At 45.1% G+C, this 14,516-nt stretch carries 10 protein-coding genes; all 10 read right to left on the bottom strand.

The features are described from left to right. Nucleotides 1–61 precede the first annotated feature (61 nt). Nucleotides 62–973 carry a DnaJ C-terminal domain-containing protein gene (locus OIT45_RS10030; RefSeq protein ID WP_135412095.1) on the bottom strand — a complete coding sequence of 304 codons (912 nt, stop codon included), beginning with the start codon at nt 971–973 and terminating at the stop codon, nt 62–64. A gap of 114 nt (nt 974–1,087) precedes the next feature. Beyond that, nucleotides 1,088–2,917, bottom strand: coding sequence for a molecular chaperone DnaK (gene dnaK, locus OIT45_RS10025; RefSeq protein WP_199404244.1), 1,830 nt, complete (start codon nt 2,915–2,917; stop codon nt 1,088–1,090). A gap of 57 nt (nt 2,918–2,974) precedes the next feature. Beyond that, nucleotides 2,975–3,535: a nucleotide exchange factor GrpE gene (gene grpE, locus OIT45_RS10020; RefSeq protein WP_003607737.1), complete on the bottom strand. Its 561-nt coding sequence runs from the start codon at nt 3,533–3,535 to the stop codon at nt 2,975–2,977. Nucleotides 3,536–3,550: 15 nt separating this feature from the next. Beyond that, a complete protein-coding gene (gene hrcA, locus OIT45_RS10015; protein ID WP_199404245.1) occupies nt 3,551–4,576 on the bottom strand; it encodes a heat-inducible transcriptional repressor HrcA in 1,026 nt (341 codons plus the stop codon). A gap of 143 nt (nt 4,577–4,719) precedes the next feature. Beyond that, complete coding sequence (locus OIT45_RS10010; RefSeq protein ID WP_199404246.1) at nt 4,720–6,204, bottom strand: polysaccharide biosynthesis C-terminal domain-containing protein; 1,485 nt, start codon at nt 6,202–6,204, stop codon at nt 4,720–4,722. A 104-nt stretch (nt 6,205–6,308) separates the two neighbouring features. Next, the gene (locus OIT45_RS10005) at nt 6,309–7,256 is read right to left on the bottom strand and encodes a glycosyltransferase family 2 protein (protein WP_199404247.1); all 948 of its coding nucleotides are present in this window, start codon (nt 7,254–7,256) and stop codon (nt 6,309–6,311) included. 76 nt (nt 7,257–7,332) lie between these two features. After that, nucleotides 7,333–9,291 carry a DUF6020 family protein gene (locus OIT45_RS10000; RefSeq protein WP_199404248.1) on the bottom strand — a complete coding sequence of 653 codons (1,959 nt, stop codon included), beginning with the start codon at nt 9,289–9,291 and terminating at the stop codon, nt 7,333–7,335. Further along, entirely contained in the window at nt 9,278–11,203 is a 1,926-nt protein-coding gene (locus tag OIT45_RS09995; protein WP_199404249.1) for a DUF6020 family protein, read from the bottom strand. The genes OIT45_RS10000 and OIT45_RS09995 overlap by 14 nt, the downstream gene beginning before the upstream one ends. Before the next feature lie 145 nt (nt 11,204–11,348). After that, the gene (locus tag OIT45_RS09990; protein WP_264340050.1) at nt 11,349–13,379 is read right to left on the bottom strand and encodes an LTA synthase family protein; all 2,031 of its coding nucleotides are present in this window, start codon (nt 13,377–13,379) and stop codon (nt 11,349–11,351) included. Nucleotides 13,380–13,458: 79 nt separating this feature from the next. After that, complete coding sequence (locus OIT45_RS09985) at nt 13,459–14,436, bottom strand: 1,4-beta-N-acetylmuramidase (RefSeq protein ID WP_199404251.1); 978 nt, start codon at nt 14,434–14,436, stop codon at nt 13,459–13,461. Nucleotides 14,437–14,516: the final 80 nt, after the last annotated feature.

Genomic DNA, 14,516 nt, shown 5'->3' with positions numbered 1-14,516 from the left:
TGCCATAAAAAAAGATGACGAACCTTAAACGGTTGCCATCTTCCCTTAAAATTCTGGAGTATTATCCGAAGAAGCCCTTCTTGTGTTCGCCGTTCATCGCGGCTTGGAAGGCTTCAAGGGCCTTCTTTTGGTCCTTGTTCAACTTCTTAGGCACATCAACGTAAATCGTCACAATGTGATCACCTTGACCCCCACGCATAAATGGTGCTCCTTGACCGCGAAGACGGAAGTTTGCCTCGGTTGGCGTTCCGGCTGGAATCTTCAACTTCTTCAAACCATTAACTGTCTTAACCTCAATTTCACCACCAAGAACAGCCGTGGCATAATCAATCGCAACACGTGAGTAAATTGTGCCACCATCGCGCTCAAAGCCATCCTTTGAAGGTGCGACACGGAAGACCACGAACAAATCTCCGTAAGGACCACCGTTGTAGCCGGCCTCACCTTGACCAGACAAGCGCATTTGTTGACCGTTCTCGACACCAGCTGGCACCGTAACCTTCAATTCCTTGCTCTCTTGACCACCATTTTCCGTTGAACGCGTGTATGAAATCGTCGTTTCCTTACCAAAAACAGCTTCCTCAAACGTCAAGTTCATGCGGTATTGCAAATCTTGACCCTTGCGAGGACGGTTAGGATCTTGGAAGCCGCCACCAAACATTTGGCTAAAGATGTCACCAAGGTCTGAGAAGTCGCCGTATTGGCCACCACCAAAGCCACCGAAACCACCTTGACCACCAAAGCCACCCGCTTGACCATCAGTTGCACCGTATTGATCGTACATGGCACGCTTTTGTTCGTCACCTAGTGTCTCATAGGCTTCTTGAATTTCCTTGTACTTCGCCTCGGCACCTTCCTCGTGGTTGATGTCTGGGTGATACTTCTTTGATAGCTTACGGTAAGCCTTCTTAATCTCATCTTGTGAAGCGCTCTTATCAACGCCCAAACGCTCGTAGAACTCTGTGTTGTTCATGAGGCCAATCCTCCCAATTTTCTCAATATGTATCACAAAGCGAGGCATTGCGGCCTCGCTTCGTGTCACTCAGTAACCATAGGGGTAGTTAAGAGTGTGTTTTTAGTTACTAAATTACTTCTTGTCGTCAGAAACGTCTTCGAAGTCACCGTCAACAGTGTTGTCATCGTTTGATGAAGCACCGTCAGCAGCTTGTGCACCTTGCTCAGGAGCAGCTTGTTGATACAACTTAACTGCCAATTCTTGGGCAACCTTCTCCAAAGCTTCCTTCTTCGTCTTCATGTCGTCCAAGTTGTCAGCTTCCTTAGCAGCCTTCAACTCAGCAACCGCGTCTTCAACTGGCTTCTTGTCAGTATCAGGCAACTTGTCGCCAACTTCTTCCAAAGTCTTTTCTGATTGGAAGATCAATTGGTCAACGTCGTTACGCAAGTCAACTTCTTCCTTACGCTTCTTGTCGGCCTCTTCGTTAGCCTTGGCGTCATTCATCATACGCTCAATTTCTTCTTCTGACAATGAACCTGAGCTTTGGATGGTAATCTTTTGCTCCTTGTTCGTTCCCAAATCCTTAGCAGATACAGAAACGATACCGTTACGGTCGATGTCAAACTTAACTTCGATTTGTGGAACACCACGTGGTGCAGCAGGAATGTCAGTCAATTGGAAGCGACCCAACGTCTTGTTGTCGGCAGCCATTGAACGCTCACCTTGCAAAACGTGGATATCAACAGCTGGTTGGTTATCAGCAGCCGTTGAGAACACTTGTGACTTTGACGTAGGAATCGTCGTGTTGCGGTCGATCAACTTCGTGAACACACCACCCATCGTTTCGATACCCAATGACAATGGCGTAACGTCAAGCAAAACAACATCCTTAACATCACCAGTGATAACACCACCTTGTACGGCAGCACCCAAAGCAACGGCTTCGTCAGGGTTGATTGAGTGATCTGGCTCCTTACCAGTCAAGGCCTTAACAGACTCTTGTACAGCAGGGATACGCGTTGAACCACCGTTCAAGATAACCTTGTCGATGTCGTTCATCGTCAATCCAGCATCCTTCAAAGCGTTGCGAACTGGCTCTTCAGCACGCTTTACCAAGTCAGCCGTCAATTGGTTGAATTGGGCACGTGTCAAAGTCGTTTGGATGTGCAAAGGACCTTCGTTCGTTGCCGTGATAAATGGCAAGTCGATTTGCGCTTCGTTAGCTGATGACAACGTCTTCTTTGCCGTCTCTGCAGCATCCTTCAAACGTTGCAAGGCCAACTTGTCAGCCTTCAAATCAACACCGTGCTCGTTCTTAAAGTTCTCGGCCAACCAGTCGATAACCTTTTCGTCGAAGTCGTCACCACCAAGGTGCGTGTCACCATTCGTTGACAAAACTTCGAAGACACCGTCACCCAACTCAAGGATAGAAACGTCAAACGTTCCACCACCCAAGTCGTAAACAAGAACCTTTTCATCGTTCTCCAACTTGTCCAAACCGTATGCCAAAGCAGCAGCCGTTGGCTCGTTGATGATACGTTCAACTTCCAATCCAGCAATCTTTCCGGCGTCCTTCGTAGCTTGACGTTGGGCATCGTTAAAGTATGCAGGAACCGTGATAACGGCCTTATCAACCGTCTCACCTAGGTAGTCTTCAGCGTACTTCTTGATGTATTGCAAGATCATTGCTGAGATTTCTTGTGGTGTGTAGTCCTTACCGTCTACAGTTACCTTGTAGTTGGCATCACCCATGTGTGACTTGATTGACAAAATCGTGTCTGGGTTTGTGATGGCTTGGCGCTTTGCCGTGTCACCAACTTGCACTTCGCCGTTCTTAAATGAAACAGCTGATGGTGTCGTGCGACCACCGTTAGGGTTAGTGATAACCTTTGGTTGTCCACCTTCCAAAACGGCAACAGCTGAGTTTGTAGTTCCCAAATCAATTCCAATGATCTTTGACATAATTACTTTACCTCTTATTGATCAGTTTTTTGTTTTAATAAATAAATGAATAGTTGTTTAGTTATAAACAGCTACCATTGCTGGACGAATCACACGGTCCGCCAACACATAACCCTTTTGAAGAACCTGAGCAATTGTATCTGCCGGGTGATCATCATCCGCCGGTACAGATTGAATTGCTTGGTGGAAGTTAGGGTCAAACGGTTCACCTTCGGCTCCAACAGCCTTGATGTCGTTATCTTCCAAAGCAGATACAAGCGTCTTGTACACCATCTCGACTCCCGTCTTGATTTGTTGTGCCGCTGCATCATCTGCTTCAACTTGCAAAGCACGTTCCAAATTATCAAGCGCTGGCAAAACTGACTTTGCCAAGTTTTGACTAGCATACTTCACTGCCGTCGCTTGTTCCTTTGCATAACGTGTTTGCATGTTTTGCATTTCTGCGTGAGCACGCAAGTACTTGTCTTCTGCTTCAGCGATTTTTTCTTCCGCTTCTGCAATCTTCGTTTCTAGCGCAACGATTGGATCTACATCCGCCGTTGCGTCGGTGTCAACATCCGGTGTCTCAACCGTTTCTTCTACAACTTCTTCTTCAGGAGTTTGCTTATCCTCTGCCATGCTAACACCTCTTTTCTAACGATAATATTCTAATAACTGTGTTGATAATGTACTGCGGTAGGCATCTACCAAATTAACAACATCCGCGTAGCGCATTGCCGTCGGTCCAAGCACTGCCAGCGCACCGACACCATGCTGTGGCACGCGGTATGTGGATGAAATCAAACTGTATGGTGACAACAAGCTGTTCCCGTTTTCATCCCCAATTTGAATTAACACCCCATCGTTTGCGTTCCCCATTACCTGGCGCATTGCACTTGGTGCATCAAGCAATTGCAATAATTGCTTGATTTCTTGCAGCTCCGTGTCATCCGTGTAGTCCAACACATTTAGTCGACCACCAACAAACACTTTATCGCGAATTGAGCGAGCCAAAACATCACCGAACAATTGCAAGAATGCAACTGGTGTACGAATTGTTCGCTCCATCTTTAATGGTAAATCTCCTGACAATGTTCGCAACACATCAACAATCGGTTGGTTAACCAACGTTTGATTAATGTAGCGCACCATGTCATCCAGACCACGTACATCCATTCCCTCGGGTAGTCTAAAACTCTGACTCGTAACCTGACCGTCATTTGTGACGATTATCGCCATCACTTGTTGACCGTCGACTGGTACCAGCCGGAACCCAGACAATCGCGTGTCAACTGATTCCGGCTTCAATGCAACCACCGTGTAACCTGTTATATTTGCTAATTCAGTCACCATCGTCTGCATCAAATCGTCAATTTGCTGAAAATTACGATTGAAAACACGTTCAAGGGATTGTTGAGCAACCTGGGTCATATGTTCACTACGCATAATCTTATCTACATAGTAACGATAACCACGTTGTGAAGGCACCCGCCCCGACGATGTATGTTCCTTTTGCAACAAACCTTGCTCTTCCAATGAGGCCATCTCATTACGAACCGTGGCTGAACTTACTGCCAACCCTAATTCTTCAAGCAACGTTTTTGATCCAACAGCTTTACCGGTTTTTGCGTAATCTTGAATTATTGCGGCTAAAATTAACCGCTGCCGTTCTGTTAACATACGCTTCACCTCTCTTAGCACTCTCAAGTACTTCGTGCTAACGATTATTATAATACACGTCTCATACACCCTTGTCAACATTTTTAGCACTCTAAATTTCAGAGTGCTAAAAAGCGTCGCAATCCCTTGCGACGCTTACATTTCTATTTTTTAATTCTTAGCACAATGCGAATAAATTCAATCGTTGATTCAAACATTCTTTTACCAGAGAATAGCAAGACTTGGTTAGTCGCCTTCGCAACCGGTGTATCGAACGAAACAACCACCAATGCATATACAACTAATCCAACCGCCGCTTCTAATGCTGAATACTTTGGATAAGCAGGTACACCAGCACGCACCATCGCAATCAACACAACCGCTGTTACAACGCCAGCTACAATGTAACGCCAGACGACTGCTACCAAACGCCATAAATGAATAACGTGGCGCAATGAGAGCAATTGCAACACCAACACCACAATTTCACTCACGAGCGCAATCCACGCAGCGGCCATCACACCTAACCACGGAATCAAAGCTAAGCTCAACACCACATTGAGACCAGTCGCAATTTGAACTGGCATCGATAAATTGCGGAAACCACGTTCAGCTGCCAATTGTTGCAACGCTAAACTGTAACGCCATGAAGCGACCACAATTACGAACGCAAGCACATGCAAAATTGCCCCCACTTGTTCGTAGTCAATTCCTAAGAACCAATACACAGTTTGTGACCCAACAATTGCTACACCGACCGCAATAATAATCGCCAACGCCGTACTATTCTCCACAGCATCATAGAACGATTGCTGCACGCCTGATGCATCTCCTTGACGTCGTTGTTCAACCACTCGGCCCATCATTGCAATTCCGATGCCAAGTACCAATGCGATCCCGACTTTCACCATCAACTCAGCACTATAATAAGATGCAACCTCGTCAACGCCATCATGCCAAAACAACAACACTTTATTCAAGTACAACGCCAATTGGGGCAAAATAGCCGCCAAGAAGAACGTCGTCATCAAGCGCATATGCCGCCGAATTGGAATGCGCGCCACATCGACACGCACTAGGGTCTGTGGCAACTTAAACCACATCACCACATTTCCAATAATCGTCGTAATCGCCAACAATAAAATGAACGCTGCCAAGTCATCCGGACTTTTAACGAATATGATCAACGGCACAAAACGAGCCATTTGGATAATCGCATCACGACGCACAACAATCCGTGTCTTATTAATCCCATTGAACAACCATGAAATATCTAACATCGCCCCAACATAGAACAATAATTGCAATCTGATTGCCCCTTCGTACGGCAAATCAAACAGTTGCACGAATCCATAGGTCAATAATGCTAGGACTGCGAAAGTTAAGACCTGAATTGACCAAACACCCCAAAAGAAATGCGAATTCCCTTTTTTATCAGGCGGCATCTTATTCAATTCAGTCTGCGCATAAAGACGAATAGCGGTTGAAAAGATGCCAATTGTTAGCATCACCAGCGCATACGTCCAAACCTGAATACCAAAAGCATGTTGTCGTAAAATATGGGCAATGTAGGTTAAGAAGAAAAGCGGCACCAGCTCAGTCGGCAACCGCATTCCTGTTTCTTGTAAATAAACTTTTAATAATTGCATGTGAAACTCATTTCTGCACTCTAATATCTGTTTCTAATGATAACAAACTTCTATTAAGAATAGACATAAAAAATAGGCACCTCACAAGAGATGCCCACATTTTATTATTTAATATCGTTAAAGCGTTCTTCAGTTCGAATTAATGCCAATTCGAAGTTACGCTTTTCGTTCGCTTGGATAGCGTTCAATAACGTTCCAGCAAACAAAGCCAAGATGGCAATTAGCAAAACAATCATCGAAACAACCAAGGTTGGCATGTTCAAGACCAAACCAGTTGCTGCAAATGGCAACCAAACACGTCCAACAAAGAACGCCAAGCTGATTACCGCCAAAATACCGGCAATCCAACCAAAGAATGCCATTGGGTGGTAAATGCGGTACAAGTTAGCGACTGCCTTCAAGACACGAATACCATCACCTACCGTATCCAGCTTAGACTCTGATCCTTCTGGACGGTCGCGATATTCGATAACTTGGTTTTCGACCAACATCTTCTTTTCCGTTGCGTGGATTGACATTTCTGTCTCAATTTCAAAACCACGTGACAAAACTGGGAAAGTCTTCACGAAGCGGAAACTGAAAGCACGGTACCCTGTCAAAATGTCCTTAATATCTGTCTTAAACAATGTGTTAATCAACATACGGACAGAACTGTTTCCAACGTTGTGGAATGGACGCTTGTTTTCTTCAAAGTATGTTGAAGACAAACGGTCACCAACTACCATGTCGACCCCACGCTTTGTTACGCGTTCAAACATTTCTGGCATCGCCTCAACTGGATACGTATCATCAGCATCAATCATGATGTAAGCTTCCGCATCAATTTCGCGGAACATACGGCGAATAACCGCACCCTTACCTTGTGCATATTCATGGCGAACAACGGCGCCGGCTTGTTCAGCCAACTCAACCGTGTTGTCCTTTGAGTTGTTATCGTACACATAGACAACAGTCCCTGGAATGTTCGCAGTCGCTGCTTTTACATCCGTGACAACTTTTGCAATTGTTTGTGATTCGTTATAGGCAGGAATCAATACCGCTAGCTTATCCATATCTTGTGTCTACCTTTTATTACTTTTAATCAATCTAATTAATAGTACCTGATTTTAACGTCTTTCACAAGAACGGCTAATCGTTTTCTTTCTTGTGCACCATAAATACTGGCTTGTAGAAAGCAATCAAAATTGGCAACGCGTACAATGCTGGGAATGCGTAACGATAATACCCGTTAACTGGTGACAACGTCGCTGTTCCTAACATTGCCAAGGCCGGCAAAATCAACAACCAACGACTACCTCCACCACGTACAATGACCAATGCCAACAAAATCAACAATGCCCAGAGCGCGAATGCTGTGTGCGTTACCAACTTAACCAATGGGAAGTTGGCATAAATTGTATAGGCCGCATAACCAAAATCACGTTGTGCTTTAGTGGTCATAAATGTGTAGTCGTCATACCAATCAGGGTGCAAGTAATCGATAGGATCCATGTAGTCCCATCCCAAAATCAAACCATCCCCACCATCCGGATGGTTTTGGAACAAGTTAAAGTACAAACTATTAGCTTGCACATACATCTCAATATATTGAATAGGGTGCTTTAACAGCATCTTCTTCCAGACGGCCATGAAATCGCTAATTTCGCGCTTCGTCTTAGCTGTATTTTTCATCGACAACTTGCCGGTTTGAATCTTCTTTAAATCGTCACGATCTCGAATGAACGTATCCACTGGGAAAGTCGTCTTCAAGTTGTCAGCTTGTTGCACATTGTAGTATTTCTCAATCGTCGCCAATGGCATAACTTTATCAACCTTGGCCAAGTCAGCCTTTGTAAAATCCTTCTTATTCACAATGACTTGTTGGGCCACTTGTCGTAGCGGAATCGTCAACGCTTCCCCTGACGACCCAGGAATCACACCCTTAGCGGGCAAATAAACATTATTCCAAGCAAACGTTAATCCGAAGACAGCGACGAAACTAATGACAATCGGCAACAAGGTCTTCCGATTCTTGATAGCCGCAAAGACAATCAACAACACACTAGCCAAATCTACAACATACGCACCATCCTTACGATAGAGCGACATCATCAGACCGAACACAGCGTATAACACATAGTGCCACCAGGCCACTTTTGCAAAACCATGCTTGAAGACCGTTTCAGCGACCAAAGCGTACATCAAGAAGAAGCCAAGTACGAAGCCGTAGTAAAGCACTGTCTTATCAATCATCACCATCGTCAAACCAACCACTGGCCCCGCAAAGAAACCGTAAACCAGCCAGCCAAGTACTTTTCCACCGCGCTTAAATGCGTAGGTTGCCACGGCAGCAAAAATTGGCGCGTTGATCAAAATTTGAACAACCACCACAAACAAGACGGCGTTGTTCACTGAGCCGAACCAACTACGACCCAAATCAAATAAGAAACCAACAATTAGCGTTGCTAGCCAAGGGTGGTGATTAGTTGGCACGTACGTCCAGTTATACGCCTTAAGCGTTTGGTGTTGGTACTCCATAAATTGACGGAACCCATCCCAAGTAATCACACCTGGTACGTAGAAATGAACCCAAAAAGCCCAAAATGCCAGCAACGTCACGAGCACTAACCAGTAATTAACACGTGTCTCGCCTTCTTTAAAGCGCAATACATAGGCTAAACCTTGAAAGGCACGCGCAAACAACAACGTGTAACCAACAATCGCAATCAGTGTAACAGCGACTTGGCCAAACAAACTCGAACCGTCTAGGTACGCTGCGCCAGTCATCTTGGCTTGCGCTTCGTTTGAAACCAACGCTGCAGGTATATTCACTAACAAAGACAAACCAAACGCCAATACCCAAGTTAACCATGGGAAACGCAGCGTTTGGTGCTTGGCTTTGCGATAAGCCACGAATACCAATGCAACAATCGCCAAACTGGCCATCATCTTGACGTTATCAACTGCAAATCTCAGGTGCAGTTCCCTATCATTAACCACACTCGGGTAAATAATCTCTAGCGCAACCAACATCACAAGCCATTGTGCGTAGGCCGCCCCTCTCTTGATGTATGCAATCACAATCTCACTTCTTTCACTTTTGTGCATCTTGTTGATGCTTGTAGTTAACAATAAAACTCATGTACAACGGAATAATCAACAATCCTGGCATTGCGTAACGCATATTACCGTTAACTGGCGCCAACGTAGCGGTCATAAACAACGCCAATCCCGGCAACATGATCAACCAGGTCGTCTTTGACTTATATAGCCACATCGCAACAACACCGAAAATCAACATCAAAAATGGCATTGCCGTGTGAATGAACATTTCGACCAATGGGAAACGCATGTAAATCCACATTGCGGCATTGTCGTTCTCACGTACCTTTTCAGGCAAGTACATGTGATAGTCCTTATACCAATCCGGATGCATCATGTAGGCGTCATCCATGTAACCCCAACCAAGCATCAAGCCGTCTGACTTATCATCCGTCTCTTCGAATGGATTGAGGTAGCGACTACTTGCTTGCAAGTACACTTCCACAAAGGTAATTGGGTGTCGCAACAACATCTTGCGCCAAACACACATGAAATCTGAAATTTCTTTTTCAATCTTAGGAGTTGGCACCTTCTTATAGACACCTTCCTTCACGAATTCAATTTCAGCTGATCCACGCAAGAACGAATTCACAGGGAACGTCGACTTTAAATTATCGCCCTGATTAATATCATAGCGGTCTTTCAAATTCTTGATTGGCATAATTTTGTCAATCTTCTTTAAATCAGTTTTTGAAATAGATTGCTCATCCGTCAATACTACGTAAGCCATTTGACGCATCGGAATCGTCAAGGCTTCACCCGCTGAACCAGGCTGAACATGCATTGCCGGAATTGCGACATTATTCCAAATAGCGTTACCACCAAGAATAACCGCCGTTGCAACCGCCACTGGCACTATACCTCGGCGGAACTTGATAAAACTCAAAACCAACAAAATCAGGCTAGCTAAAATGACAACATAGCTACCGTCTTTGCGGAACATCCCCAACAAGAAGCCAGCCACCGCATACGCCACGAACAACCACCAAGTTGGTGTAGTACGTTGGACGATTTTCTCAGTTATCAATAACAAGACTAGGAAGAACGCAATCACCCACGTGAAATAAAACGTCCCCTTATCAACCACTTGTTGGTTCACCGCGATGACAGGACCAGCAAAGAACGCAAACGTTGACCAACCTAAGATACGACCACCACGATCAAAGGCGTACTTTGTCGCCAACGCATAAATTGGCGCTCCAATAATCATTTGTGCAATGACAATCATCATCACACCGCCATTTGCATTACCAAACACCGTACGCCCCAAGCTAAACAGGCCACCAAAAATCACCGTCGAGAACCAAGGATGATGGTTCGTTGGATAGTACGTGAAATCCAAAGCGGGAATGCGTTGGTGTTGTACTTCAAGTAGCTGACGGAAGCCGTCCCACGTTACGACACCTGGGAAATATGGCACCGTCCATAGCAACCAAAACACAACCATCGCGAGCAAGATTGGCCAATACGCCACATGCTTTGCCGGCAAATTGATTTTAGTTAGTAACCCGGCTAAGCCACGGAAAAATGCTACAAACAATAATGTGTACCCGACAATTGCCAATAACGTAATTAGCATATTTGCCGGTGTACCAATTAGATAGCCTGCACCCATCATCTTCACTTGCGTTTCATCCGCCACCAGCGCTTTAGTCACAACCACAATCGTAGCGACAAAAGCACTCGCTAACCAAGTGCCGCCTAGCTGCCAGCGATTAAGATCACGGGTTGCAAATTTTTTCTGTAAAACAAACGCGCCAAACACCATCAGGAAATTAAAGAATCCCATGCCGTTTGGCTCATCAAATCGTTGACCAATTTGCGTCGTCGCATAACCAGCCGGAAAAACGACCGTTGTCGCCAACAATGCTAATCCTCCAGCCACGATTGGCCAATACTCTTTTATCTTATTTATCATCTATATGCCATCCTAAAAGTCCTACCTAAAAGCATACCAGAAATCTACTTAGCTGCCCACCTGACTTTGCCCGTCAGACGGTACAAATCGCGCCTAATAAAAAAGCAATATGCAACCGCTGCATATTGCTCCTTATTAGTTTTGCTTACTTGAAAAAGTTGCTTGTCGTAAGGTAACCGTCCCCTTGTGACAAGTCATATTGCACATAGCGCAAATCGGCCAACAAATCGCGTTGCTTCTTGCTCAACTTTGACTCTGAAATTTCTTTACCCTCAGCATCAACAAAGGCCAACTTACCGTCATTCAAACGCTTAAAGTTTGCCACAGCTGGTACCTTATCAGCAATTTCAGTTTGCAATGCAAAGTATGGCGTCACCTTCATGTTGCTCATTTGAAGCATCATGCTTGAGAAATCACTTGGTGAGGCATAAGGGTGTGACACGTCACCCGTGCCATTCTTTTCCTTAGCAGCATCGTTTTGCCAAATAAAGTACTCAGCCGTGTGTGACAACACGGGGTTCTTTTGTTGGTTCACAAATGTGAAAATACCAGGCCAATGATCACCGTAGAACAGCAACGTGATTGGTCGAGACGTCTCATTCAACTTTTCTAGCAAAAGCGGTAATTGCTTGTCGGTTTGATGAATACCTTCCAAATACGTTTCGACTTGCCCCTTGGCTTCCTTATCAGGAACATCGGCTGTGATTTTATCCTCGTCAGGCAATTCCAACGAGTTCTCGGGGTATGGCAAGTGATTTTGCATCGTCAATAATTGTACAAATTGACTATCCTTATCATCAGCCTTCTTGATGTAGTATTCCAAATCAAGAAATGCCGCTTCATCACTGATGTACCCGCCACCCGGCAAATGGTGACCAAATGGCAACCCGCCTGATAAATCACTATCCGTGTTGTAGAACGCTTGCATTCCCAACTTTTTGTACGCCCCCTTACGGTTATAGAATGTACCGTTGAAAGGGTGAATTGAAGCCGTTGAATCAAAGTAACTCAAAATGGATGGCGCTGCTTTCACGTGTGAAATCATCTGCGTGTACGGCGTATCAATCTTCTTGTTATACCCCGCCACTGGCATACCAGTGAGTGACATGTACTCCATATTGGCTGTCCCACCACCAAAACCAGAAGATACCATCAAGCCACTTGCGGTTTGTGACATGATTTCCTTCAAGTTTGGCACAACTGTTTGGTTTGTCTTAATTGAAGGAATACGTTCAGGATCCATTAATGATTCACTCAAGAGATAAATAACCGTTTGCCCCTTGAACGATGAATTTTGACGCGTTGCATTAATGTCCTTAGCAACGGTCGTATACTTCTTTTCGATTGCAGCCATCTTGGCTTCTGAATAGCCATCCGGTTCATCCATGTAAACCGTGTTCACATTGGCATTCTTCAAGAATACAAGCATTGGTCCGTTCATCGCCGCATCAGCCGAACTGGCAAAATCTTGGGGTTGATTATCCAACGCGCCGTAAATCGTATCCAAAGCCTTCGTTGGCATTACCACTGGCAAACTCATCAAGACTGCCATCACCACGACAGTCACAATTCGTGGCCAGCGACGGTGATAAACAGGCGCTACCACAATATTTAGTACCTTGCGGAAACGCTTAGCAAACGGTTGATTGGGCTGATTGCGCCACGCACCATGATGGATAAGCCAGTCGCTCATAACCAGCAGGACAAACACCACCACAAAACCAATAACGGCCACAACAATCGTGTGTAGCATACCCGCGTCAAGCATCTTCAGCAGCGAGTGCGCCGAAGCTAGTTCAGAAACGTCACTTGGTAAAATCGCCTCATTACGGAGCATCATTTTTTGATACAAAGCCAATGTTAAACTAACTGACAATCCCACGTAAATCAAAATCGCCGTATACCAGCGGTTGAACATTGTCAGTAGCATCGCAAAGAAACCGGCCAACCATAAGGCGCTCAAATAAAGAATGCCACGGTGACCCAGAATCCACCAAACAATCCCACGTGCAGCCTTCGCACCGTCACCAGTTTGGCCGGTCATGCCCCAGCCTTGGTTGACGGCCGCAACCTGAAACGCAAAGGTCGTTACTAACCCAAGCAATAGGCTGACCGCTGTAATAATAAGCGCCTTGACCACTCCTGGTTTAAGCGTTATTTGATTAATCTTCGTCAACAAATCTAATCACCATTTTCTCTATAAAATAATAGCGGGAATCCCTGCAAAAATCCCCCGCTACTGTTGTTTCTTAAAATTAGTACCAACCGTATGAACGGATGTGACCCCAAGCGTTTTGTGGGTTACCGTATCGGTTAGCAATGTAAGCCAATCCAACACGTGCTTGTCCTTCAACAGACGTATCTGTAATACCCGTTGTTTGGAAGAAGCCGAAGTATTGACCGTTTTGGGCGTATTGGTTCCAACCTGATTCGTAACTAATCAACAAGTTCAAGTAGTATTGTTGATTGTGATCCCAACCATACCATGATTGGGCAAAGTTATTCATTTGGTCTTGCACTGAAGCAGAACCCGTACGCGTTACAACACCATTGCCATCAGCTGAATACGTTGCCCCATTCAATGAGAATTGCGTGTTCTTACGCATGTTAAACGTACCGTCATTACCGAAGTAGTACTGCTTACCACCGATGTTTACCAAACCTTGGGCAGCACGGCCGTCGCCGCCAACCCAGTATGTGTTACCCCAAGCATATTCCCATTGGTTATCTTGACGAACACCATTTTGGAACCAGTAGTAGGCACCCATGTAGAAGCGGAATCCTGTGAAACGTGAACCGTTTTCCATCCACAACCATTGGCCGGCCGCTTGATCAAATACATAGCCGTTTGAGCGACCACGCATGTAGAACGTGCCGTTGTCACCGAAGTTATATGCAACACCGCCAATTGAGTAGTGACCCTGTACTGAGCGACCATCGTTACCAACGTAATATGTCAGTCCCCATTCTGTTTCCCAGCTATTTTCTTGACGCACACCATTTACAAAGTAGTAGTATGCCCCCATGTAGTTACGGAATCCCGTATACTTTTGACCACCTTGGAACCAGTACCATCCTGTACCGTCGTTCAAGTAACCTGTCTTTTGTTGTGATTGAATTGACTCAAGTGTATCGGCAGAAGCTTTAGTTTCAAGCATGTTACTGTTCAAAGCAACCAAACCCGCTGTCGCCGCCATCGCTGTTAATGATAACTTTACTCGTTTACTAATCACTTTTCATTTCTCCCGTTTTTCGGTCTCTATTTTTAAACATAAATTTAAATCTTTAGCTTTTAAAAATTTTACCTAGCGAA

This window comes from Weissella sp. LMG 11983 (assembly GCF_025908495.1).
Classification (GTDB): Bacteria; Bacillota; Bacilli; order Lactobacillales; family Lactobacillaceae; genus Weissella; species Weissella fermenti.
The sequence above is the reverse complement of the archived record's forward strand: the minus strand, read 5'-3'. Positions and strand labels throughout refer to the sequence as shown.